The organism is Streptomyces sp. 63XJN7_1_ISO-PGPR-S23-121 (assembly GCF_056173025.1).
Map to the genome: position 1 here is coordinate 5,512,967 of NZ_CM149653.1, position 24,914 is coordinate 5,537,880.

Annotated in this window: 23 protein-coding genes; 7 read left to right on the forward strand and 16 right to left on the reverse strand. The window is 73.2% G+C overall.

The annotated features are described in order from the left end of the window. Positions 1-9: 9 nt before the first annotated feature. Positions 10-747 (forward strand): FAD:protein FMN transferase, encoded by a 738-nt coding sequence (locus AC0VYN_RS24530; protein WP_475536976.1) that lies wholly within the window; start codon positions 10-12, stop codon positions 745-747. A gap of 398 nt (positions 748-1,145) precedes the next feature. Here AC0VYN_RS24530 and AC0VYN_RS24535 read toward each other — a convergent pair whose 3' ends face one another. From AC0VYN_RS24535 to argC, 5 genes are read right to left on the reverse strand one after another with little or no spacing between them, the layout of a single operon-like run. Then, the gene (locus AC0VYN_RS24535; RefSeq protein WP_475532718.1) at positions 1,146-1,685 is read right to left on the reverse strand and encodes an arginine repressor; all 540 of its coding nucleotides are present in this window, start codon (positions 1,683-1,685) and stop codon (positions 1,146-1,148) included. Positions 1,686-1,692: 7 nt separating this feature from the next. Next, positions 1,693-2,898 carry an acetylornithine transaminase gene (locus AC0VYN_RS24540; RefSeq protein WP_475532719.1) on the reverse strand — a complete coding sequence of 402 codons (1,206 nt, stop codon included), beginning with the start codon at positions 2,896-2,898 and terminating at the stop codon, positions 1,693-1,695. Then, positions 2,895-3,797, reverse strand: a complete 903-nt coding sequence (gene argB, locus AC0VYN_RS24545; protein ID WP_385458370.1) for an acetylglutamate kinase — start codon at positions 3,795-3,797, stop codon at positions 2,895-2,897. Before argB ends, AC0VYN_RS24540 begins: the two co-directional genes overlap by 4 nt. Further along, positions 3,794-4,945, reverse strand: coding sequence for a bifunctional glutamate N-acetyltransferase/amino-acid acetyltransferase ArgJ (gene argJ, locus AC0VYN_RS24550; protein ID WP_475532720.1), 1,152 nt, complete (start codon positions 4,943-4,945; stop codon positions 3,794-3,796). Before argJ ends, argB begins: the two co-directional genes overlap by 4 nt. Further along, positions 4,942-5,970 carry an N-acetyl-gamma-glutamyl-phosphate reductase gene (gene argC, locus AC0VYN_RS24555; RefSeq protein ID WP_475532721.1) on the reverse strand — a complete coding sequence of 343 codons (1,029 nt, stop codon included), beginning with the start codon at positions 5,968-5,970 and terminating at the stop codon, positions 4,942-4,944. The genes argJ and argC overlap by 4 nt, the downstream gene beginning before the upstream one ends. A gap of 166 nt (positions 5,971-6,136) precedes the next feature. Between argC and AC0VYN_RS24560 the strand changes: the two genes are divergently transcribed. Then, entirely contained in the window at positions 6,137-6,757 is a 621-nt protein-coding gene (locus AC0VYN_RS24560) for a hypothetical protein (protein ID WP_475532722.1), read from the forward strand. Between the two features lie 63 nt (positions 6,758-6,820). Here AC0VYN_RS24560 and AC0VYN_RS24565 read toward each other — a convergent pair whose 3' ends face one another. Then, positions 6,821-9,295 (reverse strand): alpha-L-arabinofuranosidase C-terminal domain-containing protein, encoded by a 2,475-nt coding sequence (locus AC0VYN_RS24565; protein WP_475532723.1) that lies wholly within the window; start codon positions 9,293-9,295, stop codon positions 6,821-6,823. A 135-nt stretch (positions 9,296-9,430) separates the two neighbouring features. Between AC0VYN_RS24565 and AC0VYN_RS24570 the strand changes: the two genes are divergently transcribed. After that, positions 9,431-9,874, forward strand: a complete 444-nt coding sequence (locus tag AC0VYN_RS24570; protein WP_475536977.1) for a DUF6314 family protein — start codon at positions 9,431-9,433, stop codon at positions 9,872-9,874. 36 nt (positions 9,875-9,910) lie between these two features. On the opposite strand, the gene AC0VYN_RS24575 is transcribed toward AC0VYN_RS24570, so the two are convergent. The 3 genes from AC0VYN_RS24575 to AC0VYN_RS24585 all read right to left on the reverse strand — a co-directional run bounded on the left by AC0VYN_RS24575 (position 9,911) and on the right by AC0VYN_RS24585 (position 12,503). Next, entirely contained in the window at positions 9,911-10,495 is a 585-nt protein-coding gene (locus tag AC0VYN_RS24575) for a histidine phosphatase family protein (RefSeq protein WP_475532724.1), read from the reverse strand. Between the two features lie 73 nt (positions 10,496-10,568). Continuing rightward, positions 10,569-11,009 (reverse strand): GNAT family N-acetyltransferase, encoded by a 441-nt coding sequence (locus AC0VYN_RS24580; RefSeq protein WP_475532725.1) that lies wholly within the window; start codon positions 11,007-11,009, stop codon positions 10,569-10,571. Positions 11,010-11,048: 39 nt separating this feature from the next. Continuing rightward, positions 11,049-12,503, reverse strand: a complete 1,455-nt coding sequence (locus AC0VYN_RS24585) for an aminotransferase-like domain-containing protein (protein WP_475532726.1) — start codon at positions 12,501-12,503, stop codon at positions 11,049-11,051. Between AC0VYN_RS24585 and AC0VYN_RS24590 the strand changes: the two genes are divergently transcribed. Together AC0VYN_RS24590 and AC0VYN_RS24595 are read left to right on the forward strand one after the other, a co-directional pair. After that, a complete protein-coding gene (locus AC0VYN_RS24590) occupies positions 12,502-13,464 on the forward strand; it encodes a DMT family transporter (protein ID WP_475532727.1) in 963 nt (320 codons plus the stop codon). The two genes, AC0VYN_RS24585 and AC0VYN_RS24590, sit on opposite strands and share 2 nt — an antisense overlap. A gap of 44 nt (positions 13,465-13,508) precedes the next feature. Further along, positions 13,509-13,703: a DUF1918 domain-containing protein gene (locus tag AC0VYN_RS24595; RefSeq protein WP_385458379.1), complete on the forward strand. Its 195-nt coding sequence runs from the start codon at positions 13,509-13,511 to the stop codon at positions 13,701-13,703. Between the two features lies 1 nt (position 13,704). Here AC0VYN_RS24595 and AC0VYN_RS24600 read toward each other — a convergent pair whose 3' ends face one another. Further along, complete coding sequence (locus tag AC0VYN_RS24600; RefSeq protein ID WP_475532728.1) at positions 13,705-14,964, reverse strand: glycoside hydrolase family 10-like protein; 1,260 nt, start codon at positions 14,962-14,964, stop codon at positions 13,705-13,707. Positions 14,965-15,140: 176 nt separating this feature from the next. Here AC0VYN_RS24600 and AC0VYN_RS24605 point away from each other — a divergent pair, with 176 nt between their 5' ends. Continuing rightward, positions 15,141-16,013, forward strand: a complete 873-nt coding sequence (locus AC0VYN_RS24605; RefSeq protein ID WP_385458381.1) for a 3-hydroxybutyryl-CoA dehydrogenase — start codon at positions 15,141-15,143, stop codon at positions 16,011-16,013. A 194-nt stretch (positions 16,014-16,207) separates the two neighbouring features. Then, complete coding sequence (locus tag AC0VYN_RS24610) at positions 16,208-16,465, forward strand: hypothetical protein (protein ID WP_475532729.1); 258 nt, start codon at positions 16,208-16,210, stop codon at positions 16,463-16,465. Positions 16,466-16,495: 30 nt separating this feature from the next. Here AC0VYN_RS24610 and AC0VYN_RS24615 read toward each other — a convergent pair whose 3' ends face one another. The 6 genes from AC0VYN_RS24615 to AC0VYN_RS24640 form a co-directional block, all read right to left on the reverse strand. Continuing rightward, the gene (locus AC0VYN_RS24615) at positions 16,496-17,041 is read right to left on the reverse strand and encodes an NUDIX hydrolase (RefSeq protein ID WP_385458383.1); all 546 of its coding nucleotides are present in this window, start codon (positions 17,039-17,041) and stop codon (positions 16,496-16,498) included. Positions 17,042-17,159: 118 nt separating this feature from the next. Further along, a complete protein-coding gene (locus AC0VYN_RS24620; protein ID WP_475532730.1) occupies positions 17,160-18,500 on the reverse strand; it encodes a transcriptional regulator in 1,341 nt (446 codons plus the stop codon). Positions 18,501-18,987: 487 nt separating this feature from the next. Further along, on the reverse strand, positions 18,988-21,501 hold the full coding sequence (pheT, locus tag AC0VYN_RS24625; RefSeq protein ID WP_475532731.1) for a phenylalanine--tRNA ligase subunit beta: 2,514 nt from the start codon (positions 21,499-21,501) through the stop codon (positions 18,988-18,990). After that, complete coding sequence (gene pheS / locus AC0VYN_RS24630; protein ID WP_385458386.1) at positions 21,501-22,622, reverse strand: phenylalanine--tRNA ligase subunit alpha; 1,122 nt, start codon at positions 22,620-22,622, stop codon at positions 21,501-21,503. Before pheS ends, pheT begins: the two co-directional genes overlap by 1 nt. Positions 22,623-22,784: 162 nt before the next feature. After that, positions 22,785-23,924 (reverse strand): sensor histidine kinase, encoded by a 1,140-nt coding sequence (locus tag AC0VYN_RS24635; RefSeq protein ID WP_475532732.1) that lies wholly within the window; start codon positions 23,922-23,924, stop codon positions 22,785-22,787. A 51-nt stretch (positions 23,925-23,975) separates the two neighbouring features. Next, the gene (locus AC0VYN_RS24640) at positions 23,976-24,824 is read right to left on the reverse strand and encodes a TrmH family RNA methyltransferase (protein WP_475532733.1); all 849 of its coding nucleotides are present in this window, start codon (positions 24,822-24,824) and stop codon (positions 23,976-23,978) included. Positions 24,825-24,914 lie beyond the last annotated feature (90 nt).

Consider the following 24,914-nt stretch of genomic DNA (forward strand, 5'->3'; position numbering starts at 1 on the left):
GTGGAGACGATGGGGACCGTCTTCTCCTTCGACGTCCGCGGCGGGGCACCCGCTGCCGTACGCGCCGCGCTGGACGAGGCGGCCGCCGGGCTGCGCCGGGTGGACGAGGTGTTCAGCTCCTACCGGGAGGACAGCCAGGTCTCCCGGCTGGCGCGCGGCGAGCTGGCCGTCGGACAGTGTGCGCCCGAGGTGGCCGAGGTGCTGGGGCTGGCGGCCGAGGCGGAGCGGGTGAGCGACGGCTGGTTCAGTCCGTCGTACGGGGGGCGGCTCGACCCGTCCGGGATCGTCAAGGGCTGGGCCGTGGAGCGTGCGGCCCGGCTGGTCGCGGGGGCGGGCGCGAGCGGTGTCAGCGTCAACGGGGGCGGTGACGTGCAGATGCTCGGGACGCCGGAGGCGCGCAGGCCGTGGCGGGTGGGGGTGGCGGATCCCCTGCGTCCGGGCGGGCTGGCGGCCGTCGTCTCCGCCGCGGGCGCGACGGAGCTGGCCGTCGCGACGTCCGGGACCGCGGAGCGGGGGGCGCACATCGTCGATCCGCGCACCGGGCGCCCCGCGGTGACGGACCTGGTGGCGGTGACGGTGGTGGCGCCCCGGCTGACGTGGGCGGACTGCTGGGCGACGGCGGCGTTCGCGATGGGGTCGCGGGAGGGGGTGCGGTGGCTGGAGTCGCTCGACGGGGTCGAGGCGCTGTTGCTGACCGCGGGCGACGAGGTGCGGTGCACCGGGGGTCTGGCGGGCCGGCTGGGGTGAGCGGAGCCGGCGGGTGCCCGGCGTCCCGGCTCGGGTATCGGCGCTTCACCGGCCCGCGGTCGCGGGGTGCCTCCCCCACTCTCGGCTTCGCTCGAGCGGGGGGGGGGACCCCCATTGCCCACCCGTGCCACCCTGGGGGTACCTCCCAGGCCCTCGAGGCCCTGGGGGAGGCACGACGTCCCGCAGCTGGGGTGGAACAGGTGAGCGGGCCACGACTGCCCGCGGCGGCAGCGGTGCGGGCGGGCGGACGGGCGGTGCGAGTGATCGTGGCCGGGGCGGGCGCTCCCCTCGAGGGGCGCGGGGAACTGCGCGACCAGCCACCGGCCACCCGCACCCTGCGTCCGGCGGAAACCCCCGCGGCGCCGAGACCGGCGTGTCACGGAGTAGCCGCGCGGCGCTCAGTGGCCGTTCTGGGCCAGGCGCAGGAGGTGGTCCGCCAGGGCCTTGCCGCCCGTCGGTTCCCTGCTGATCAGCATCAGCGTGTCGTCGCCCGCGATCGTCCCCAGGATGTCGTGCAGCTCCGCCTGGTCGATCGCCGAGGCGAGGAACTGCGCCGCCCCCGGAGGGGTGCGCAGGACCACGAGGTTCGCGGACGCCTCCGCGGAGATCAGCAGCTCCGCGGAGAGCCGCCGCATCCGCTCCTCCTTCGCCGACTCCCCGAGCGGGGCCCGCGGGGTGCGGAAGCCGCCCTCGCTGGGCACCGCGTAGATGAGGTCGCCGTCGGTGTTGCGGATCTTCACCGCGTTCAGCTCGTCCAGGTCCCGGGAGAGCGTCGCCTGCGTGACGGTCAGCCCGTCGTCGGCGAGCAGCTTCGCGAGCTGGCTCTGCGAGCGCACCGCCTGCCGGTTGAGGATGTCCACGATCCGGCGGTGACGTGCGGTGCGGGTCTGCGGTACGGCAGGCCCGTTGGTCTGCTCGTGCTCCTGCGCCTGGCTCATCGTCGTCTCATTCTCCGGATCGTCCGTCCCCGTCGGCCTCGTGGGCCTGGTCAAGGATGCCGGGCAGCGCCCCGAGGAACGCGTCCACCACGTCGTCGCCGAGGTTCAGCGCCGGCATCAGCCGTACGACATCGGGTGCGGGCGCGTTCACGAGGATCCCGGCGTCCTGAGCCGCCCGCTGCACGGTGGGCGCGAGCGGCTCGGTGAGCACGATACCCAGGAGCAGTCCGGCACCCCGGACGTGGGCGACCAGCGGGTGGCCGAGGGCCTCGATCCCGTCGCGGAGTTTCTCGCTCTGCCGTTTGACGTTGTCCAGCAGTCCCTCGTCCGCGACGGTGTCGAGGACGGCGAGCCCGGCGGCGCAGGAGACGGGGTTGCCGCCGAAGGTCGTGCCGTGCTGGCCGGGCTTCAGCAGCTCGGAGGCCCGGCCGAAGGCGACGGTGGCGCCCAGCGGCAGCCCCCCGCCGAGTCCCTTGGCGAGCGTGACGACGTCCGGCAGGACGCCCTCGTGGGCCTGGTACTCGAACCAGTGCCCGGTCCGGCCGATGCCGGTCTGCACCTCGTCCAGCACCAGCAGGGCACCGGTGGCCGCGGTGATGGCCCGCGCCGCCTTCAGATAGCCGGGCGGCGGGACCACGACGCCGTTCTCGCCCTGGATCGGCTCGATGATCACGAGGGCGGTGTCCTCGGTGACCGCGGCGGCCAGCGCCTGGGCGTCGCCGTAGGGGACGTGGGTCACGTCACCGGGCAGCGGCCGGAACGGCTCCTGCTTGCCGGGCTGCCCGGTCAGCGCCAGGGCACCCATCGTGCGGCCGTGGAAGCCGCCGTCGGTGGCGACCATGTGCGGCCGCCCGGTGAGCCGGCCGATCTTGAAGGCGCCCTCGTTGGCCTCGGCGCCGGAGTTGCAGAAGTAGACCCTGCCGTCGCGGCCGAAGTGCTGGAGCAGCCGTTCGGCGAGCGCGACGGGCGGCTCGGCGACGAAGAGGTTGGAGACGTGGCCGAGGGAGGCGATCTGCCGGCTCACGGCCTCGACGACCGCCGGGTGGGCGTGGCCGAGGGCGTTGACCGCGATGCCGCCGACGAAGTCGAGGTACTCCGTGCCGTCGGCGTCCCAGAGCCGGGAACCCTCGCCGCGCACCAGGGGCAGGCGGGGCGTGCCGTAGTTGTTCATCAGCGCGCCCTGCCACCGCGCGGTCAGTTCCTCGTTGCTCACGACTCCCCCTGTTCGTCCGGCACGACCATCGTGCCGATGCCCTCGTCGGTGAAGATCTCCAGCAGGATCGAGTGCTGGACCCGGCCGTCGATGACGCGGGCGGTGGTGACGCCGCCTCGCACGGCGTGCAGGCAGCCCTCCATCTTCGGCACCATGCCGGAGGACAGCTCCGGCAGCAGTTTCTCGAGCTGGGACGCGGTGAGGCGGCTGATCACCTCGTCGCTGTTCGGCCAGTCCTCGTAGAGTCCCTCGACATCCGTGAGGACCATGAGCGTCTCGGCGCCGAGCGCCGCAGCGAGTGCCGCAGCCGCCGTATCAGCATTGACGTTGTAGACATGGTGGTCGTCCTGGCTGCGGGCGATGGAGGAGACGACCGGGATGCGGCCGTCGGCGAGCAGTGCCTCGATCGCGCCCGTGTCGATGTCGGTGATCTCGCCCACCCGCCCGATGTCGACGAACTCGCCGTCTATCTCGGGCTGGTGCTTGGTGGCGGTCAGGGTGTGCGCGTCCTCGCCGGTGATGCCGACGGCGAGCGGCCCGTGCTGGTTGAGCAGCCCGACCAGCTCGCGCTGGACCTGCCCGGCCAGCACCATCCGTACGACGTCCATGGCGTCCTCGGTGGTGACGCGCAGGCCGGCCTTGAACTCGCTGACGATGCCGTGCTTGTCCAGGGCGGCGCTGATCTGGGGGCCGCCGCCGTGCACGACGACGGGCTTGAGGCCGGCGTGGTGCAGGAAGACGACGTCCTGGGCGAACGCGGCCTTCAGGTCCTCGTCGATCATGGCGTTGCCGCCGAACTTGATGACGACCGTCTTGCCGTTGTGCCGGACGAGCCACGGCAGCGCCTCGATGAGGATCTGCGCCTTCGGGAGGGCGGTGTGTTTCCGAGTGGTGCTCATGAGGAGTACGCGCTGTTCTCGTGGACGTAGTCGGCGGTGAGGTCGTTGGTCCAGATGGTCGCGGTGGCGTCGCCGGCGGCGAGGTCGGCGACGACGTGTACCTCCCGGTAGCGCATGTCGACCAGCTCGCGGTCCTCGCCGACGCCGCCGTTCTTGCAGACCCAGACGCCGTTGATGGCGACGTTGAGCCGGTCGGGCTCGAAGGCGGCGGACGTGGTGCCGATGGCGGACAGGACGCGGCCCCAGTTGGGGTCCTCGCCGTGGATGGCGCACTTGAGGAGGTTGTTGCGGGCGATGGTGCGGCCCACCTGGACGGCGTCCTCCTCGGTCGCGGCGTTCACGACCTCGACCCTGATGTCCTTGCTGGCGCCCTCGGCGTCCCGGATGAGCTGCTGGCCGAGGTCGTCGCAGACGGTCCGTACGGCCTCGGCGAACGCGGCGTACCCGGGGGCGACGCCGGACGCTCCGGAGGCGAGCAGCAGCACGGTGTCGTTGGTGGACATGCATCCGTCGGAGTCGACCCGGTCGAAGGTGACGCGGGTGGCGTCGCGCAGCGCCCGGTCGAGCACCTCGGCGTCGAGGTCGGCGTCGGTGGTGAGGACGACGAGCATGGTGGCGAGGCCCGGGGCGAGCATTCCGGCGCCCTTGGCCATGCCGCCGACGGTCCAGCCGTCCCGGGTGACGACGGACGTCTTGTGCACGGTGTCGGTGGTCTTGATGGCGATGGCGGCCTTCTCGCCGCCGTGCTCGGAGAGCAGGCCGGCGGCGGTCTCGACGCCGGGGAGCAGCTTCTCCATGGGCAGCAGGACACCGATGAGGCCGGTGGAGCAGACGGCGACCTCGCCCGCGCCGATGCCCAGCGCCTCGGCGGCCTTCTCGGCGGTGGCGTGGGTGTCCTGGAAGCCCTTCGGGCCGGTGCAGGCGTTGGCGCCGCCGGAGTTGAGGACGACGGCGGTCAGCTCACCGCTCCTGAGGACCTGCTCGGACCAGAGGACGGGCGCGGCCTTGACGCGGTTGGAGGTGAAGACGCCCGCGGCGGAGCGCCGGGGGCCGGTGTTGACCACGAGGGCCAGGTCGGGGTTGCCGTTCTCCTTGATCCCGGCGGTGATGCCCGCCGCCGTGAATCCCTTCGCTGCCGTCACACTCACGGCGCAACTCCGATCGTCGTCAGTCCGGTGGTCTCGTCGAGACCCAGGGCGATGTTCATGCTCTGGACGGCACCGCCCGCGGTGCCCTTGGCCAGGTTGTCGATGGCGCCGATGGCGATGACGCGGCCCGCGGCGGCGTCGTACGCGACCTGCACGTGGACGGCGTTCGAGCCGTAGACGGAGGCGGTCGCGGGCCACTGCCCCTCGGGCAGCAGGTGCACGAACGGCTCGTCGGCGAAGGCCTTCTCGTAGGCCGCGCGGACGGATTCGGCGCTCACGCCGTCCTTCGCCCGCGCGCTGCACGTGGCGAGGATGCCGCGGGGCATCGGCGCGAGGGTCGGGGTGAAGGAGACGGAGACCGGCTCACCGGCGACCGCGCCGAGGTTCTGGATCATCTCGGGGGTGTGCCGGTGGACGCCGCCGACGCCGTAGGGCGACATGGAGCCCATGACCTCGCTGCCCAGCAGGTGGGGCTTGGCAGCCTTGCCCGCGCCGGAGGTGCCGGAGGCGGCGACGACGACGGCCTCGGGCTCGGCGAGGCCGGCGACGTAGGCCGGGAAGAGGGCCAGCGACACGGCGGTCGGGTAGCAACCGGGCACCGCGATGCGCTTGGACCCCTCCAGCGCGGCACGGCAACCCGGCAGTTCGGGGAGGCCGTAGGGCCAGGTGCCGGCGTGCGGGGAGCCGTAGAACCGCTCCCAGTCACCGGCGTCCTTCAGCCGGAAGTCGGCGCCCATGTCCACGACCAGCACGTCCGGCCCGAGCTGCTCGGCGACGGCGGCGGACTGCCCGTGCGGCAGCGCGAGGAACACGACGTCGTGCCCGGCGAGCACCTCGGGCGTGGTCGCCTCCAGGACGCGGCCGGCCAGCGGCAGCAGGTGCGGCTGCAGCGCGCCGAGCCGCTGTCCGGCATTGGAGTTGCCGGTCAGGGCGCCGATCTCGATCTCGGGGTGCGCGAGGAGCAGACGCAGCAGCTCTCCGCCCGCGTACCCACTCGCTCCGGCCACCGCCGCACGTACCGCCATGGAAAACCCTCCTCCGTATGGCATGACTATACGTTTCGTTGCACGTTTATGCAACGCGGTCGGCGGACCGTGGAAGCGGGGCCGTGTGGTCGGGTAGCCGGAGTGGCTGCGCGAGCGCCCGCCCCGCACGCCGTGGGCTGCGTGGCCATCCGGAAGGATGAGCGCCATGACTCCGATCACGGGCATGGATCTGACAGGCTTCACCGAGCGCGAGGCGGGGGTGTGGACCGACGGGTGGGGGACGGTGCTGTCGGTGCACTTCTTCCCGCTCGTGCCGGACCTCCCGGCCCCGCTGGACGCGCCCGGCGCCCTGCGCGCCGGTCTCGCGCACGGCGTCGCGGGCGCGGGCGGTGGGCTGATAGAGGCGCTGGACGGCGAGGTGGACGGGGTGCCCGCCGTGCGGCAGCTGATCAAGGTGCCGCGGCCGAACGGGCACGGGCAGGTGTTCCTCGGCTCGTGGACGGTGCCGCGGGCCGCGTGCAGCACGGTCCTGAAGGTGCAGGCGGCGGAGGGGCCGACGACCGGGGTGCGGGAGGCTACGGTGATGGCGCGGGTCGGACCGGCCGACTACTTCCGGCCCCACCCCTACGCGCCCGGGGTGACCGGCGGGCTGCCGTACCACGTGGCCGACGACGCGTCGTGGGACGCGCACTTCCCCGGCCACCCGCTCACCCTGGTCCGGGCCGCGCTGGACCGGATCACCCCGACGGTCACGCTGGACGAGCGCTTCAAGGCCCTGCCGCCGTTCGCCGGGCCGGCGGCGCCCGGAGGCGGCGGGCGGCGGTGACCGCGCGGCCCCCGTGGGGAGACCGCGCGGCCCGGTGCCGCACCACCACCTCCGCTTGATCCGCTACCGCTGCTTGATCCGCAGGAACGTCACCGAGTTGGCCGGGAACGTGTACGTGAACTTCCCCGCCACTCCGGAGAAGGTCGACGTCACGGGGGTGACCGGTGCGTCCGTCTCGGTGTTCACCGCGTCCTGGTCGGCCGCCAGCGTGGTGACCCGGGCCCGTGACGCGACCTTGGCGCCGCCGAGGTCGACGGCCGTGCGGGCCGCCGTGTCCTGGGCGTTGACGACCTTGAGGATCAGTTCCCCGGTCCGCGCGTCCTTCGTGACGATCTGGCGGAACGGCTCGGCCGGCTTGTCGTCGGTGAAGCCGCCCCACTCCCGGCCGTCCAGGTAGAGGGTGACCTGGCGGCCCCGGACCTTGATGTCGATGTCGTAGGCGCGGCCCGTCTCGATCGACCCGGCCTTCGACACGAGCGTCGACTTGCCGCCGTCCGAGGCCTGTTCGACGGCGGACTGGGTGTTGTTCCAGCCGCCCAGGTTCCACCAGTAGTAGTTGCCGGTGTCCTTGACGCCGAAGGCGACGAGGAAGCCCTCCTTGCCGGACTTCTTGGTGGCCTTCACGTGCAGGTCGTAGTTCTGCCAGGCCGGGTCGCCCGCCGTGACGAGGGTGTTCTCGGCGGCGGCGTCGGTCTGGACGTACTGGCCGTCCTGGACGGTCCAGTTCCCGGCGCCGCTGTGCGTCCACCGCGAGGCGTCACCGGAGAAGTCGTCGGACAGCAGGGTCCGCCCGTCGGCCGAGGTCACCTTCACGTCGTCGTAGGCCGCGCTGGTCGCCCAGGTGGACAGGCCGACGGCGCCCGTGACGGGGCCGCTGACGGCCGGCGTGCCGGTGGCCGTGGAGGGGACGACGCGGTCGCCGGTGTTGTTCATGAACAGCTTCTGGACCTCGTAGTTGACCGAGTTCCAGGAGGCGCGGTTGTTGAACCAGACGAGGTCCGGGCGCCACTGCACGTAGTCCTCGTTGGCGAGCAGCGGGGCGTAGGAGGCGAGCTTGACGACGTCGGCGTTGCGTTCCAGGCCGGTCATGAACGCGGCTTCGGCGAGGGCGTTCTTCCAGGCGTTGCCCTGCGAGGCGTACTCGCCGAGGAAGACCTTGGGGCCGCCGCGGTCGTAGGAGTCGTAGCGGTCGTTGTTCTGCAGGAACCACTGGGGGCTGTTGTAGTAGTGCTCGTCGACCAGGTCGACGCCGGCGTCGCGGTTGAGCTTCCAGGCGGTGTCGAAGGTGGTGCCGGAGTCGTCGGGCCCGGAGTTGGAGATCACCGTGACCTCCGGGTACTTCGCCTCGACGGCGGCGCGGAACTTCTGGAAGCGGGCGAAGAACTCGGCCGGGAGGTTCTCCTCGTTGCCGACCTCGAGATGGGTGAGGCGGAACGGCTCGGGGTGGCCCATCTCGGCGCGCTTCCTGCCCCAGGTGGACGTCACGGGCCCGTTGGCGAACTCGACGAGGTCCAGGGTGTCCTGGACGTGCCGCTTCAGCAGCGCCTCGTCGTCGACGGCCCTGTTCTGGCCGCAGCCGGTGACCAGGGCGGGGACGACGGGCAGCGGCATGGCGCCGATGTCCTCGGCGAAGCGGAAGTACTCGTAGTAGCCGAGGCCGTAGCTCTGGTTGTAGCCCCAGAAGTTGGCGTTGGTGGCGCGCTCCTCGACCGGGCCGACGGTGTCCTTCCACTGGTAGGAGCGCTTGCGCTGCCAGCCGGAGGCGGCGCTGTAGTCCTCCATGGAGCCGGTGTTGACCAGGCAGCCGCCAGGGAAGCGCAGGAAGCCCGGGTGCAGGGCCTCGATCTTCTCGGCGAGGTCCTTGCGCAGGCCGTTGGGCTGTCCCTTGTACGTGTCCCGGGGGAAGAGGGACACCATGTCGAGGGCCGCGGGCGCGGTGGTGGCGACGGCGAGCCGGCCGCGGTTGCTGGTCCGGTCCGCGGTGAAGGTGGCGGTGTACTTGCGCCACGCCCCCCGGGCGGTCACCTGCCGCACCTTCGCGAGCGTGCCCGCGCTGTCCCGCAGGGAGACGGTGAGGGTGGTGCCGTGCTCGGCGCGGGCCCACACCGAGAAGTCGTACTTCCTGCCCGCCTCGACGCGGATGCCGGTGTTGTAGCCGGCGTTCGTGACCGACGCACCGGCGGCCAGGGTGAGGTAGTTGCGGTTGCGCTCGTTCAGCCGGCCGGCGTCGTCCACCACCTCGGCCGTGCCGTCGGCCGTCCATGCGGTGAGCGGTGTGTACGAGCCGTTGTCGGCGGTGGAGTACTCGAAGGAGCGGTTCTGGACCAGCTCGGCGTAGAGGCCTCCGTCGGCGGCGCGGTTGATGTCCTCGTAGAAGACGCCGTACATCGCGTCGTCGATCGCGGGGCCGGTGGCTGCCGGGTCGACGGTGATCGTGTAGTCGGCGGCGGCCTCCGCGCGGGCGGGGGACGGCAGCAGGGCCGTGGCGGTCAGGAGGGCGGTGGCGCCGAGAGCGAGTCTCAGGCGGGTGCGTGACATGGATACTCCGCGGCTCTCACTAGGGATTGTTCGAGATATCGGACATTGGTCAGCACTTCGAACGGCAACATAGGGAGGGGGCGGATGCGCGTCAATGGGTCGCGCAGCGATGCGTGGGACGGAGAGCGGCACGGGATGGGCGAGTTCTGGCCAGTACCGGACGTACTGGCGTACCTGGCGGGGCGGTGGCGCACGGAGCGGTCGGTGCGGGACCACGCGAGCGGTGAGTCCGGCCGCTTCGAGGGGACGACCGTGTTCGAGCCACGTGAGGGCGGCGGTCTGCGCGGTCACGAGTCCGGTGCCTTCACATGGCGCGGCGTGACCCGCCCCGCCGAGCGGACGCTGCGCTACGAGCCGGGCGGCGCCCCGGGCACGGCGGACGTGCGCTTCACGGACGGCCGGCCCTTCCACGACCTGGACCTGACGTCGGGTCGCCATACGGCCGGCCATCCCTGCGCGGCCGACCTCTACCGCGGCGAGTTCACCGTCCGGGACCCGGACCACTGGCGGACGGTGTGGCGCGTGGGCGGCCCGGCCAAGGACCTGCTGCTGATCACGGACTACACGCGCGAGGGGTAGGGCCTGCCGCCCCGGGGGCCCCGGCGCCCGGGCGCGTCAAGGACGGGCCGGTGTCCCGTCGAAGCGGAGGTTCCAGTGGCCCGCGCGGCCGGTGAGCGTGGTCGTCGACAGCGGGCGCACGTCGAGGTTCCAGTACGTCGTGGGCGGTGCCTTCAGCGCGTACACCAGGGCCGCCCGGATCACGGAGGACTCGGCCACCGCGACGATCCGGTCGCCGTCCTCCCCGGGCCGGGTGTCGAGCCATCCGCCGACGCGGGTGATGAGGGCGAACAGCGACTCACCGCCGTGCGGGGCGGAGCGCGGGTCGGCGAGCCAGGCGTCCACCGCGGCCGGCTCCCGGGCCATCGCCTCACCGGGCGTCAGCCCGCTCCAGCGGCCCATGTCGCATTCCCGCAGGGCGAGTTGGGCCAGCGGGGCGTAGCCGAGGGCGTCGCCGGTGGCGCGGCTGCGGGGCGTGGGCGAGCAGTAGCGCAGCTCGGCGGCCGCGAGCGGCAGCAGTTCCGGCGCGGCACGCAGCGCCTCGTCCCAGCCGGCCCGGTCCAGCGGCCGGTCGTCCCCGAAGCGATCCGCGAACAGGGGTGCGCTGCGCGCAGCCGCGACGAACGTGACCCGAAGCGCCATGCGGTGATGGTGGGCCGCGGAAGGGGGCCGGTCAAGAGGTGTTACCCGCGGGACACCCGGTATGCGCCACGGCTCACCGGCCGAAGGCGAACGCCATCCACTGGTCGGGCCGGTCCAGGGAGGTGAAACCGAGCTTCTCGTAGACCCCGTGCGCGTCGTGGGTGGCGAGCAGGATGCGGCGCAGCCCGTACGGCCTCAGGTGCTCGCGCACGGCGCCGACCAGGGCGGTGCCGAGGGCCTTGCCGCGCACCGCGGGGTCGACGTACACGTCGCACAGCCAGGCGAAGGTCGCCAGGTCGGTGATGACGCGGGCGTACGCCACCTGCTCCCCGGACAGCACCTCGTACACGCCGAAGTTGAGCGAGCCGGCGATGGCCCGGTCCTGCTTGTCGCGGGCCCGCCCGAGCGCCCAGTACGCGTCGGTGGACAGCCACCGGTGCACGCGTTCCGCGTCGATCCGGTCCGGGTCGGTGGAGATCTCGTAGCCCTCGGGCAGGCGCGGCGTTTCGGTCATGCCGGGATGGTCGCAGCGCGGGCGGGTGGCGTCGACCGGTTATCCGCGTGTCCCGGCCTGCTCGCGGACCTCGGCCCAGGCCGTGCTCAGCCGCCGCACCCCCTCCGCGATCTCGCCGGTTCCGGCCACCGCGGCGAAGCTCAGCCGCAGGTGGGGCGCCGGGGGTTCGGCGCTGAAGTACGGGCGGCCCGGTGTGACCGCGACGCCCGCGCGCAGGGCGGCCGCGGTGAGGGCCGCCTCCCCCGTGCCGTCGGGCAGGCGCGGCCACAGGTGGTAGCCGCCGGACGGCACGTGGGCCAGGGAGAACTCGGGCAGGTTCAGGCGCAGCGCGGACGTCATCGCGTCGCGGCGGACCCTCAACTCGGCGGAGACGGCGCGCAGATGGCGCGGCCAGGCGGGCGAGCCGACGAGTTCGAGCGCCGCCTCCTGAAGGGGGCGGGGCACGAAGAAGGTGTCGACGACCTGGATGGCCCGCAGCCGCTCCAGCACGGGGCCGCGGGCGGCCAGGGCACTCACCCGGAAGCTCGGCGAGGTGGCCTTGGTGAGCGAGCAGACGTGCACGACGACGCCGTCCGGGTCGTCGGCGGCCAGGGGACGCGGCAGGGGGCCCGCGTCCTCGTGTACGAGCCGTCGCACGAAGTCGTCCTCGACGACGAAGGCGCCGGCCTCGCGGGCGATGCGCAGCACCTCGCCGCGCCGTTCGGGGGCGAGTACGGCACCGGTCGGGTTCTGGAAGAGGGGCTGGCAGACGAGGACGCGGGCCCCGGTCGCCCGGAAGGCGTCGGCGAGCAGGGCCGGCTTCACGCCGTCCGCGTCGACGGGCACCGGTACCGAGCGTAGGCCGGCGGCCCGCGCGATGGCCAGCATGCCGGGGTACGTCGGCGACTCCACGAGGACGGGCGCGCCGGGCGGCGCGAGGGCGCGCAGGGCGGTGGTGAGGGCCGACTGCCCGCCGGCGGTGACGAGCACCTCGGCGGCCGTGACCGCGCCGCCGATGCTGCGGGCGAACCACTCACGAAGTTCCGGCAGTCCCTCCATCGGCGGCCGGCCCCAGGCGCCGGGCCGGCGGCCGGCCCGGGACAGTGCCGCCGCCATGGCCCGTTCCGGCTGGAGCGAGGGGTGCAGGTAGCCGCCGTTGAACTCGACGACCCCGGGCGGCGGGGCGGCCAGCGAGACCAGGACGCCGGAGGCGTCCACCGAGCGCGGTACGAGGTCGGCGGCGCCGTCGGCGCTGAGCGCGACCTCCTGCCAGGAGGTGTCGCCGGCCGGAGCGGTGCCGGGCCGCGACGGCGCCCGGAAGGCCCCGGCGCCGGGCCGGGTCACCACCAGGCCCTCGGCGGCCAGTTGCGCCAGGGCGCGGGAGACGGTCACCGGGCTGACCCGGAAGCGGTCGACGAGGGCACGGCTGGACGGGAGCTTTCCACCGGGCGAGTAGCGGTCGAGCTCCCGTCGCATCTGGTTCGCCAGTTCAGCGACGCTGCTACGCTCTTGCATGAGAGTACAGAGTAGCGCTACCGGTCCGACGGGGATAGCGGTCGACGACCCGGCCATCGGCTCCGGCGCACATTCCTCCGGCACCCTGCCGGCCGCGCTCGGCGTCGTCGCGTTCTCGCTGACGTTCCCCGCCACCGCCTGGGGGCTCGAAGGCTTCGGCCCCTGGTCCCTCGTCGCCGTGCGCAGCGTCCTCGCCGCGCTGATCGCCGGGGGGTGTCTGCTCGCGGTGGGTGTCCCGCCGGGCGAGCGGGGCCGGGCGGGGCGGCGGGTCCCGCTGCCCGAGCGGCGGCACTGGCCCGGCCTCGCCGTGGTCGCCGCGGGGGTGGTCCTCGGCTTCCCCCTGCTGACCACCCTCGCGCTGCGGACCTCGACCACCGCGCACGCGGCCGTCGTGGTCGGCCTGCTCCCCCTGACCACCGCACTGCTGTCCGCGCTGCGCATCGGCACCCGCCCCTCACGCACCTTCTGGATCGCGGCGCTGGTGGGCGCGGCGGCGGTGGTGGCGTTCACCGTGCAGCAGAGCGGGGGCGCCCTGACGACGGCCGACGCCTACCTCTTCGCCGCGCTGCTGGTGTGCGCGGCCGGGTACACCGAGGGCGGCCGGCTGGCCCGGGTGATGCCGGGCTGGCAGGTCATCGGCTGGGCCCTGGTGCTGTCCCTGCCGCTCACCGTGCCCGCCACCGCACTGGCCCTCGCGTACGAACCCGTGCGTCTCACGGCGCACAGCGTGACCGGGCTGCTGTGGGTGGCGGCGGGCTCGCAGTTCCTCGGGCTGGTCGTCTGGTACCGGGGCATGGCGGCGATCGGGGTGCCGAAGGCCAGCCAGTTGCAGCTCGCCCAGCCGCTGCTCACACTGGTGTGGTCGGTACTTCTCCTGGGCGAGCACCTGACGGTGGCCGCCCCGCTGACGGCGGCCGCCGTGCTGGTGTGCATCGCGGTCACGCAGCGGTCCCGGGGCTGAGCAGCGGCAGACACGTGCGGCAGACGCGTGAGGAGGCCTCACAGATGCACGCGACGAAGGGCGACCAGCTGGTGCAGCACGGCCGGGTGGTCGGTGAGCACGACAAGGTCGCCGAGATTGTGGAAGTGATGGGCAAGGAAGGCTCCCCGCCGTACCGGGTCCGGTTCGAGGACGGGCACGAGGCGGTGTGCTCGCCCGGCCCCGACTCCGAGATCCGGCACAGGGAGATGCGGATGTGACTCAGCGCGGGGTGTCCGCGGGCCGCCGGTAGTGGTCGGCGGCCACCCGCGCCATCGCGCCGATCCTGTCCTCAGCCACTTCCTTCGCGGCGAAGAAGACATGCCCGCGCACCTCCGGGTGGTCCGCGGCCAGGGCGAGGTGCCGGGACAGCTCCTCCCGGTCCTGCCACGCGGCGGGCTGCGCCGGATCGCCGGCCTTGTACAGCGCCTCCCCCACGTACAGCCGCGTCCGGCTGCCCCGGGCCACGTCCGCCCACCACGACAGCAGCTCCGCGTAGTCGGCGGCGGGCAGGCCGATGTTCCAGTACAGCTGCGGGACGACGTAGTCGATCCAGCCCTCGCGCACCCAGGTGCGGGTGTCCGCGTACAGGTCGTCGTAGGTCTGGACACCGGCGCCGGTCCGCGAGCCGCGCTCGTCGGTGGCCGCGTTGCGCCACACCCCGAAGGGGCTGACGCCGAAGCGTGCGGCGGGCCGGGCCTTTTTGACGCGGGCCGCCGTCTCGCGCACCAGCCGGTCGATGTTGTCCCGCCGCCAGGCGGCCCTGGTGGCGAAGCCGCCGCCGTGGGCGCGGTACGCCGCGTCGTCGTCGAAGGTCCGGCCCGCCACCGGGTACGGGTAGAAGTAGTCGTCGAAGTGGACGCCGTCCACGGCGTACTTCTCCACCGCGTCGATCATCGCGTCCTGCACGAAGGCGCGGACCTCGGGCAGCCCCGGGTTGTAGTGGAGCTTCCCGCCGTACGGCACCACCCAGCCGGGGTTCCGGCGGGCGGGGTGCGCGGGGACGAGGTGGGACGGGTCGTCGTGCAGGGCGACGCGGTAGGGGTTGAACCAGGCGTGCAGTTCCAGGCCGCGGGCGTGGGCCTCCTCCACGGCCGTCCCCAGCGGGTCCCAGCCCGGGTCCCGGCCCTGGCTGCCGGACAGGTACTGAGACCACGGCTCGTACGCCGACGGCCACAGCGCGTCGGCGGTGGGCCGCACCTGGAAGATCACCGTGTTGAGGCCGTGGCGGACCGCGGCGTCGAGGAGTCCGACGAGTTCGGCGCGCTGCTCGGACGCCCGCAGGCCGGCCCGGGTCGGCCAGTCGCGGTTGTTCACCGTGGCCAGCCACATGCCCCGCATCTCCGTGACGGCGCGGCGCCGGCCACCGGGCCGCCCCGGGGGCGCCGGTGGCACGGGCGCCGCCGACCCCGCGGGTGCGGGCGCCAGGGTGAGCGCCGACAGCGCGGCCACCGCGAAGGTCCGACGCGAGACACGGCCCATGGAAGACCTCCAGAACGCTGTGGATCCGCACCGTCACGGATCGTGCACGGGACCTCAGCATGCCCGACCCGGGCGACGGATCCGCGGCACTCCGGGGGTAACGTGCACGATCGGAGCAGGCGCAGGGGGACCCCCGGCGGACCTGCCTCAGCCGTGGAGTCAGCGAAAGGGACGATGTGATCGGCATCTCGGGAGATATCGCACGCGTCGGCGTGGTGGGCTGCGGCCAGATGGGGGCGGGCATCGCCGAGGTGTGCGCCCGCGCCGGCCTGGAGGTGAAGGTCGCCGAGACCACCGGCGACGCCCTGGAGATCGGCCGGACCCGGCTGTTCACCTCCCTCACCAAGGCCGCGGAGCGCGGCAAGATCACCGACGAGGAGCTCGAGGCGACCCAGGCGCGCCTGAGCTTCACCACCGACCTGGGCGAGTTCGCCGACCGTGACCTCGTGATCGAGGCGGTCGTCGAGAACGAGCAGGTCAAGACCGAGATCTTCCAGGTGCTCGACCAGGTCATGACCCGGCCGGACGCGATCCTGGCCTCCAACACCTCCTCGATCCCGCTGGTGAGGCTGGCGGTCGCCACCTCGCGGCCGGACCACGTCATCGGCATCCACTTCTTCAACCCGGCCCCGGTGCAGCAGCTCGTCGAGCTGATCCCGGCGCTCACCACCTCCGAGGGCACGCTCAGCCGGGCGCAGCTCTTCACGGAGAAGGTGCTGGGCAAGCACTCCATCCGCGCCCAGGACCGCTCCGGCTTCGTGGTCAACGCGCTGCTGATCCCGTACCTGCTCTCCGCGATCCGGATGTTCGAGTCGGGCATCGCCAGCCGCGAGGACATCGACAACGGCATGGAGATGGGCTGCGCCCACCCGATGGGCCCGCTCAAGCTGTCCGACCTGATCGGCCTGGACACGGTCGCCTCGGTCGCCCACTCGATGTACGAGGAGTACAAGGAGCCGCTGTACGCCGCTCCCCCGCTGCTCCAGCGCATGGTGGACGCGGGCCGGCTCGGCCGCAAGAGCGGCTCGGGCTTCTACACCTACGGCTGACGCTGAGTGACCGCTTCGCGGGCCCGGCACCCGACGCGGTGCCGGGCCCGCGGCGTTCGCACCCCGTGTGCGCGCCGGGCTCGCATATGCCGTCCGCACACTCTCCCCACGCGCCCACCAGGCGAGTTGACTCATCATGTGCATTGCAAGGGATGTGATTCGACCCCCGTTTCGACCACGAAAGGAGCGGTTTCGTGACCGCCGATCCCGAGCATCCCGCCGTCCCTGGAGAACTCGCAGAGTTACGGCGCCGCCTCGATGTCGCCTACGCCCGCGTGGAGGGCGGGCTGGCGCTGCTCAGCCATCGCACCGAGGAGACCGCCAAGGACCTGGACGAGCTGAGCACCCGGCTCGTCTCGCTGGAGCACGCCCGCTGGCCCCTGCCGGCGATCACCGCGGTCACGGCCGTGGGCGCGCTCGTGGTGGCCCTCTGGCAGGCGTTCGGCCGCTGAGCGGCGCGGCGGGACGCGGACGGCGCCGGATCACGTCACGGCGTCCTGCCCGAGCCGCAGGTGGTGCAGCAGGAGTAACGCGGCCGCCATGTTGGCGGCCGGGACCTCCCCGCGGGCGACCAGATCGGGGACGAGCTTGAGCGGCACCCACTCCCGGCGGTCCGACTCGAAGTCGTCCACGGGGTGTCCGACGTACTCGCCCTCGTCGGCCCAGTAGATGTGGTGCCGGGCGTCGGTGAGTCCGTTGGACGGCTCCACGCTCATGAGGTGGCGCAGCGGTCCCGGCCGCCAGCCGGTCTCCTCCTCCAGCTCCCTCGCCGCCGCCACCGCGACGTCCTCGCCGTCCTCGACGACGCCGGCCGCGAGTTCCCAGCCCCAGCTGTCGGTGATGAAGCGGTGCCGCCACAGCAGGAGGACCTCGTTCGCCTCGTTGACCACCGTGGCGACGGCCACCGGGCGCATCCGTATGAGGAAGTGGTCGAGGTGCCGGCCGTCCGGTAGCTCGACATCGGCGAGATTGACGCTGAACCAGCGGTTTGCGTACACATTCTGTTCGTTCTGTTTCGTCCACTGCACGGTTCTGCCACCTTTCTTGAGTAGGTGGCAATATCGCAGCCGAAGTGGTCCGGCAGCAGGCGCACGACGGCCGCTCACGGCGCAGTGGCGGGCGCGGCGCCCGTGGAGGGCGGGCGGGCTAGAGCGGTACGCGCAGTGCCCCGTCGATGAGTTCGGCGGCCTCGGCCGTGCCCGCGCAGCCGCTGCGCACCAGGTGCTCGCGCACCGCGCGCAGTCTGTCGCGCAGGCGCTGGGACTCCATTCCGCGGGCCTGTTCGGCCATCTGCACGGCGGTGGCGACCGCCTTCTCGGCGTTTCCCCGGCGCAGTTCGACGGTGCTGAGCATGGCGAGCCGGTGCACGCGGCCCCGGTCGTGCGCCGGGTTGTCGACCGCCTCCGCGGCGTGCTCCCCGGCGGCCGCCAGCTCGCCGAGACTGAGCAGCGCCTCCGCCACCTGGACGTTGACGAGGCCGGGCTGGACATAGCCGGTCTCGTCGGGTTCGTGGCCGCGCCGGATGCGTTCGGCGGCCTGCTCGGCGCGCCGGATGCAGGACAGCGCCCCGGTGCCGTCGCCGAGGTGGGCGTACGCCTTGGCCTGCATCGCGTACAGGTCGGAGGCGAGCGCCGGGGTGATGTGCCGGCCGGCGGTGCGCAGCGCGGCCTCGGCGAAGGCGACGGCCTGGCGGTACTCCCGCATGAACAGCGCCTGATTGACCAGCAGCGCGATGACGTACGCGCCGAGCCCCCGGTCGCCGCTGGCCTTGGCGAGGCGGAGCGCCTGGTGGAAGTACCGCTGGGCGAGGCCGTGCGCGTCGGAGTCGTACGCGCAGATGCCGGCGACCGCTACCAGGCCGCCGGTGGCACGGTGGAGCTGACGGCCGGTGGCGTCGGTGTAGCCGCCGCGCAGCAGCGGAGCGGCCTCCGTGTTGAGGAAGCCGACGATCCGGGCGCGCGTCGCGACGCCGCCGGCCTTTCGGTACAGCTGCTCGTAGTGGGCGCGGGCCGAGCGCAGCATCTCCAGGTCCGCCGCGGTGACCCGGTGCCGGCCGCCGCGGGAGACGTCCACGTCCTCGGGCGGGTTCTCCCACTCCCACACCGGCATCACGGCGGGCGTGCCGGTGAGCGCGGGCGCGTCGAGGAGGTGCGGGCGCTGCTGCTGGTCGGAGCGCCACAGGGCGGTCGCCCGCTCCACGAACCCGGACAGCGACCCCGTGTGCGGCGCGGCCGGCTCGCCGGGCACGCCGAGGCCGATGTCGTCGAGGGTGACGGGGCGGCGCAGCCGGGCGGCGAGGACCTCGCAGATCAGGTCGGGCACCTGGCCGCGCGGCCGCTGGCCCTTCAGCCACCGGGCGACGGCGGTGTGCTCGTATCTCAGCGAGAGCCCGCGTGCCCGCCCCGCCTGGTTGACGTGCGCGGCAAGTCCCGCGTGCGAGACGCCCGCCTCGTCCAGGATCGCGTCGAGCAGAGTGTTGGGCTGCATGGTGCCCCCCGGGTGATTCGGTGCCGACAGCGTAGTGTGCCGGCCCTCACACGGGGTGTGAACGGAGTACGCGCATCCGCGCCGTGTGCGCGCTGTCGCGGAGAGTGCCGGGCCGGTTGACTGAACTGCCTCGAAAGAGGCCGGCCGGGCCGCCGGCTCCCCCTCGTACAGTGCGGCGGCCCGTCCGGCGCCGTCCGCCCGGCCGCCTGCCCGACACTCCGTGGCGGGGCGGACGGCTCCGCCGGCCCAGCGGTGCGACTGGCTCCGCCGGTTACGTGCGGGTCCGCGATGCGTCGTCGTCCGCGGGCGCGTCGTGGTTGCTCGTGCGGTTCCCCGCGCCCCTCACCGGGCAGGACCGCAACCGCCCTCGACGGGCCCGCGCTTCTCGATGGGCGTCGCGCCGACGGACTCGAGGGGCGCGGGGAACTGCGCGACCGGCCACCGTCAGCCGCCGGCCGGCAGAAGCCCCCGCCCCTCGGGCGCACCGCTAACTGCGCAGCACCGCTCCGACCCGCTCGCCCGCGAGGGCGACCGCCGCGTCGCGGGCCGCGGAGGCCTCGTCGACCGTCAGCGTCCGGTCCCCGGCGCGGAAGCGCAGCGCGTACGCCAGGGACTTGCGGCCCTCGCCGAGCTGCTCCGCGTTGTCGTAGACGTCGAACAGCCGGATGGACTCCAGCAGTTCGCCCGCGCCCTCGCGCAGCGCGGCCTCGACGTCCGCCGCCGGGACGAAGGCGTCGACGACCAGGGCGACGTCCTGCGTGGCGACCGGGAAGGTGGAGATGCCCGGCGCCTGCGGGATGTCGTCGCCGACCCGCTCGAGGGTGTCGAGGTCCAGCTCCATCGCGCAGGCCCGCGCGGGCAGGCCCAGGGCCTTGACGACCCGCGGGTGCAGCTCGCCGGCGTGGCCGATGACCCGCTCCTCACCGTCGACGGTGACGAACAGCTCGGCGCAGCGGCCTGGGTGCCAGGGACCGTACTGGCCCTTGCGGATGCCCAGTTCGGCACCGGCCTCGCGTGCGACGAGCCGGGCGGCCTCGACCGCGTCGGCCCAGTCGGCCGGGCGGCCCCTGCCCCACCAGCCGGCCTGCTCGCGGCCGCCCGCGAGGACCACGGCGACGTGCCGGGGCTGGTCGGGCAGCGCGGCGTCCAGCGCGGCGAGGTCCTCCTCGCTGGGACGCCGGTCGACGGGCAGGTCGACGGCGACACGCCGCTCGTCGCGCGGGTGGAAGACCAGGCCGGTCTCGAACAGCGCGAGGTCGTGGCTGCCCCGGCCGTCGTTGCGGCGCAGTGCGCCGAGCAGGCCCGGCAGCAGCGAGGTCCGCAGCGCGGGCTCCTCGTCGCTGAGCGGGTTGACCAGCTTGACCACGCGGCGGTCCGGGTCGTCGGCGTCCAGGCCGAGCTGGTCGAAGACCTGCTCGCTGACGAACGGGTAGTTCGGCGCCTCGACGTACCCGGCGCCGGCCAGGGCGCGGCCGGCACGGCGGTGCAAACGCTGCCGGGCGGTGAGGCCGCGGCCCGCCGGGGGCCGGGGCAGCGTGGAGGGCAGGTTCTCGTAGCCCTCCAGCCGGATGACCTCTTCGGCCAGGTCGTTCGGGTCGGTGAGGTCGGGCCGCCAGGACGGGACGGTGACGATCAGTTCGTCCTGCCCGTAGACGTCGCAGCCGACCTCCTGGAGGCGGCGTACGACGGTCTCCCGGCCGTACGTCACGCCGGCCACCCGGTCCGGGTGGTCGGCGGCCATGGAGACGGTGCGCGGCGCGGACGGGGCGCTGATCCCGGTGACGCCGGCCTCGGCGGTGCCGCCCGCGAGGAGCACGAGCAGGTCGACGGTGCGCTGGGCGGCGGCGGCCGCGGCCTGCGGGTCGACGCCGCGCTCGAAGCGGCGGGACGCCTCGGAGGACAGCTTGTGACGGCGGGCGGTGCGCGCGACGGACACCTGGTCGAAGTGGGCGGCCTCGATGACCACGTCACTCGTCGTGTTCTCGGCGGCGTCGTGGTCGGCGATCTCCGTGTTGGCGCCGCCCATGACGCCCGCGAGGCCGATCGGGCCGCGGTCGTCGGTGATGACCAGGTCCTCGGCGTGCAGCTTCCGCTCGACGCCGTCGAGGGTGACGATCTTCTCGCCCTCCTCGGCCCGGCGCACGCCGATGGTGCCCTGGACCAGGCCGCGGTCGTAGGCGTGCAGGGGCTGGCCGAGCTCCATCATCACGTAGTTGGTGACGTCGACGGCGAGCGAGATCGGACGCATGCCGACCTTCTGCAGGCGCCGCTGGAGCCAGATCGGGGAGCGTGCCTCGGGGCTGAGGCCGGTGACCGTGCGGGCGGTGAAGCGGTCGCAGCCCGTGGGGTCGGCGATCTTCACGGGGTAGCCGTAGGCGTTCGGGCCGGGCACGTCGAGCAGGGCCGGGTCGCGCAGCGGCAGGCCGTAGGCGATGGCGGTCTCGCGGGCGACGCCGCGGATGGACAGGCAGTCGCCGCGGTTGGCGGTGACGGCGATGTCCAGGACCTCGTCGACCAGTTCCAGCAGCTCGATCGCGTCCTTGCCCACCTCGGTCTCCGGCGGCAGCACGATGATGCCGTGCGTGCCGTCGTCGCCCATGCCCAGCTCGTCGCTGGAGCAGATCATGCCGTGGGACGTCTTGCCGTACGTCTTGCGCGCGGAGATCGAGAAGCCGCCCGGCAGGGTGGCGCCGGGGAGGACCACGACGACCTTGTCGCCGACGGCGAAGTTGCGGGCGCCGCAGACGATCTCCTGGGGCTCACCGGTGCCGTTGGCCTGCCCGACGTCCACCGTGCAGAAGCGGATCGGCTTCTTGAAGCCCTCCAGCTCCTCGATGGTCAGCACCCGGCCGACGACGAGGGGGCCCTTGAGGTCGGCGCCCAGGTGCTCGACGGTCTCGACCTCGAGGCCGGCCGAAATCAGCTTGGCCTGCACGTCGCGGCCGGTCTCGGTGGCCGGCAGGTCGACGTACTCCCGCAGCCAGGAAAGCGGGACCCGCATCAGATCTCCATCCCGAACGGCCGGGTGAACCGGACGTCACCCTCGACCATGTCTCGCATGTCCTCGACGTTGTGGCGGAACATCAGCATCCGCTCGATGCCGAACCCGAAGGCGAAGCCGCTGTACTTCTCGGGGTCGACGCCGCAGGCGACGAGCACCCGCGGGTTGACCATGCCGCAGCCGCCCAGCTCGATCCAGCCTTCGCTGGAGCAGGTGCGGCAGGGCCGGTCGGGGTTGCCGACGGACTCGCCCCTGCAGACGTAGCAGAGCATGTCCATCTCGGCGCTCGGCTCGGTGAAGGGGAAGAAGTTCGGCCGCAGCCGGGTCTTCATCTCCGCGCCGAACAGCGACTGGACCATGTGGTCCAGGGTGCCCTTGAGGTCCGCCATGGTCAGGCCCTCGTCGATGGCGAGCAGCTCGACCTGGTGGAAGACGGGCGTGTGCGTGGCGTCCAGCTCGTCGGTGCGGTACACGCGGCCGGGGCAGATCACGTAGACCGGCAGCTCGCGGCCGAGCGCGGAGCGGATCTGCACGGGCGAGGTGTGGGTGCGCAGCACGACGCCGGACTCGGTGCCGCCCTCGGGGCCCTCGACGAAGAAGGTGTCGGCCTCGCCGCGGGCCGGGTGGTCCGGGCCGATGTTCAGCGCGTCGAAGTTGAACCACTCGGCCTCGGCCTCGGGGCCCTCGGCGACCTCGTAGCCCATGGCCACGAAGATGTCCTCGATGCGCTCGGAGAGGGTGGTGAGCGGGTGGCGGGCGCCGGCCGGCACGCGGTCGTGGGGCAGCGTGACGTCCACGGCCTCCTCGACCAGCACGCGGGCGTCGCGCTCGGCCTCCAGCTCCTCCTGGCGGGCGGCGAGGGCCTTGTTCACGGCGCCGCGGGCCATGCCGACGCGCTTGCCGGCGTCTGCCTTGGCGTGCGGGGGCAGGGCGCCGATCTCGCGGTTGGCCAGCGACAGCGGGGAGGTGCCGCCGGTGTGGGCGACCTTGGCCTCCTGGAGCGCGTCGAGGGAGTCCGCGGCGGCGAAGGCGGCGAGCGCCTCGTCCCGCATGCGCTCGATCTCTTCCGGTTTCAACGCCTCGACCTCGACTGGGTCGTACGACTTATTCGGTGCCGACATCTCTTCCCGTGCTTCCGATTGGCTGGCTGATGGTCCCCGTCACCGGCTCGTGGACGAAGCGTCTCGCTCTGGGCGTCTCCGTCTGCGGGACACAAAGGTGCCAAACGCCGAGTCTAACGGGGTGGAGAAAGGCGGATGCGCCCGTGGGGGTCCCGGACCGTCTCAGGTGAGATACGAGGGAGCCGCCACGGGCAGCGTAAATCGGAACTCGGCGCCGCCGCCGGGGGCGCGGCCGACCGTGATGGTGCCGCCGTGGGCCTCGACGATGCCCTTGACGATGTACAGCCCGAGGCCCGTCCCGCCGCGCTTGCTGCCCCGCCAGAAGCGGGTGAAGACGCGGTTCATGGACTCCTCCGGGATGCCGGGCCCCTCGTCGCTCACCGTGACCGACGTGCCGGCGTCCTCCTCTTCGCGCGGGGACGCCGCGGGCGTGATGTCGATGGTGACGGTTCCCTCGCCGTGACGCACGGCATTTTCGATGAGGTTGCTGAGTACCTGGTCGATCTTGTCGGGGTCGGCCCACAGGGCGGGCAGCGGCCGGCCGAGGCGGAGCAGGAAGCGGTCGGCCGGTTGCCCGGCGGCGACGTAGGCCTGGATGTGGCGGCCGACGGCGGCCCCGATGTCGACGGGCTGGCGGCGCACCTCGAGCCGTCCGGAGTCGATCCGGGAGATGTCCAGCAGCTCGGCGATGAGCCGGGTGACGCGGTCGGCGTCGGCGTCGACGGTCTCCAGCATCAGCCGCTTCTGGTCGTCGGTGAACCGCTCCCACTTGGCCAGCAGCGTCGCCGTGAAGCCCTTGACGGAGGTGAGCGGTGAGCGCAGTTCGTGGGCGACGGTGGCGATCAGCTCGGCGTGGCTGCGCTCGGTGCGGCGGCGGGCCTCGGTGTCGCGCAGGGTGACGACGACGCGGTGGACGGGGCCGGTGCGCCCGGTGCGGACGTAGCGGGCGCAGACGAGGACCTCGCGGCCGCCGGGGAGCAGCAGGTTGCGCTCGGGCTGGCCGACGCGGATGGCGAGCCCGCCGTAGGGGTCGGTGAGCTGCCACCAGCGCCGCCCGTCGAGGTCCTCGAGGGGCAGGACCTCGTCGAGGGGCTGTCCGAGGGCGTGGGCCGCGGGGACGGCGGTGATGCGGGACGCGGCCGCGTTGAAGCAGATCACCCGCCCGTGCTCGTCCGCGACGACGAGGCCGTCGGGCAGCTCGTCGGGGCCGATGCCGAGGTCGGCGAGGTCCCCGGGCCGGCGCGGCGCGGGAGGGCGGCCCGTCCGGCGTGCCCCCGGTGCGCTGCTCGTGCCGACGCTCATCCCCGTGCCCCACCTCTCACCTGGTCTGGGGTCCCCGCGCTGGTCACCCTACTAGGTGGTGGTGACGGAGCGGCACCCTCCGGCGGCGCGCTGTGCACGCGCCGACGCGTAGAGACATACGGCCGCGGCGGTGGCGAGGTTCAGGCTCTCGGCCTTCCCGTGGATCGGGACGCGGACGACGGCGTCGGCCAGTGCCCGGGTCTCCTCCGGCAGTCCCCAGGCCTCGTTGCCGAAGACCCAGGCGGTGGGCCCGCCCATGGTGCCGGCGTCCAGCTCGGCGTCGAGGTCGTCCTCGCCCGCGCCGTCGGCGGCCAGCACGCGTACGCCGGCGTCGCGCAGCGCGGCCACGGCCCGTTCCACGGGGACGCCGACGGCGACCGGCAGGTGGAACAGGGAGCCGACGGACGCGCGTACCGCCTTGGGGTTGTACAGGTCGACGGAGGCGCCGGTGAGGACGACGGCCTCGGCGCCGGCGGCGTCGGCGCAGCGCAGCACGGTGCCGGCGTTGCCGGGGTCGCGGACGTGCGCGAGGACGGCGACGAGCTTCGGGCGGGCGGCGAGGATGTCGTCGAAGGGGGTGTCCACGAAGCGGCAGATGCCGACCAGGCCCTGCGGGGTGACGGTGGTGGAGATGTCCTCGATCACCGCGTCGGCGGCGAGGTGGACCCGCGCGCCGGCGTCACGGGCGGCTCCGACGATGTCGGCGTACCGTTCGGCGGCCTCGACGGTGGCGAAGACCTCGACGAGGGTGTCCCCGTACGCGGCCGCCTCCCGCACGGCCTGCGGCCCCTCGGCCAGGAACAGCCGCTCCTTGCCCCGGAAGTTCCGCCTGGCCAGCCGCCGCGCGGCAAGGACACGGGGGGACCGGGGGGAGATCAGCTCTGGGCTGACGGGACGCACTCCTGCTCACCTTCACATCTGAATCGACGCGGACTGCAACGCGCCCCTCCAGGGGCGCGGGGTACTGCGCGACAAGCCACGACGCACCCG

Excerpts from the sequence above, each read along its gene's own strand:
- AC0VYN_RS24560 (WP_475532722.1), top strand. The coding sequence starts at position 6,137 with ATGACTCCGATCACGGGCATGGATCTGACAGGCTTCACCGAGCGCGAG.
- pheT (WP_475532731.1), bottom strand. The coding sequence starts at position 21,501 with ATGCGGGTCCCGCTTTCCTGGCTGCGGGAGTACGTCGACCTGCCGGCC.
- AC0VYN_RS24575 (WP_475532724.1), bottom strand. The coding sequence starts at position 10,495 with ATGGCGCTTCGGGTCACGTTCGTCGCGGCTGCGCGCAGCGCACCCCTG.
- AC0VYN_RS24530 (WP_475536976.1), top strand. The coding sequence starts at position 10 with ATGGGGACCGTCTTCTCCTTCGACGTCCGCGGCGGGGCACCCGCTGCC.
- argB (WP_385458370.1), bottom strand. The coding sequence starts at position 3,797 with ATGAGCACCACTCGGAAACACACCGCCCTCCCGAAGGCGCAGATCCTC.
- AC0VYN_RS24580 (WP_475532725.1), bottom strand. The coding sequence starts at position 11,009 with ATGACCGAAACGCCGCGCCTGCCCGAGGGCTACGAGATCTCCACCGAC.
- AC0VYN_RS24590 (WP_475532727.1), top strand. The coding sequence starts at position 12,502 with ATGAGAGTACAGAGTAGCGCTACCGGTCCGACGGGGATAGCGGTCGAC.
- AC0VYN_RS24570 (WP_475536977.1), top strand. The coding sequence starts at position 9,431 with ATGGGCGAGTTCTGGCCAGTACCGGACGTACTGGCGTACCTGGCGGGG.
- AC0VYN_RS24620 (WP_475532730.1), bottom strand. The coding sequence starts at position 18,500 with ATGCAGCCCAACACTCTGCTCGACGCGATCCTGGACGAGGCGGGCGTC.
- AC0VYN_RS24585 (WP_475532726.1), bottom strand. The coding sequence starts at position 12,503 with ATGCAAGAGCGTAGCAGCGTCGCTGAACTGGCGAACCAGATGCGACGG.
- AC0VYN_RS24635 (WP_475532732.1), bottom strand. The coding sequence starts at position 23,924 with ATGAGCGTCGGCACGAGCAGCGCACCGGGGGCACGCCGGACGGGCCGC.
- pheS (WP_385458386.1), bottom strand. The coding sequence starts at position 22,622 with ATGTCGGCACCGAATAAGTCGTACGACCCAGTCGAGGTCGAGGCGTTG.
- argC (WP_475532721.1), bottom strand. The coding sequence starts at position 5,970 with ATGGCGGTACGTGCGGCGGTGGCCGGAGCGAGTGGGTACGCGGGCGGA.
- AC0VYN_RS24600 (WP_475532728.1), bottom strand. The coding sequence starts at position 14,964 with ATGGGCCGTGTCTCGCGTCGGACCTTCGCGGTGGCCGCGCTGTCGGCG.
- AC0VYN_RS24565 (WP_475532723.1), bottom strand. The coding sequence starts at position 9,295 with ATGTCACGCACCCGCCTGAGACTCGCTCTCGGCGCCACCGCCCTCCTG.
- AC0VYN_RS24535 (WP_475532718.1), bottom strand. The coding sequence starts at position 1,685 with ATGAGCCAGGCGCAGGAGCACGAGCAGACCAACGGGCCTGCCGTACCG.
- AC0VYN_RS24595 (WP_385458379.1), top strand. The coding sequence starts at position 13,509 with ATGCACGCGACGAAGGGCGACCAGCTGGTGCAGCACGGCCGGGTGGTC.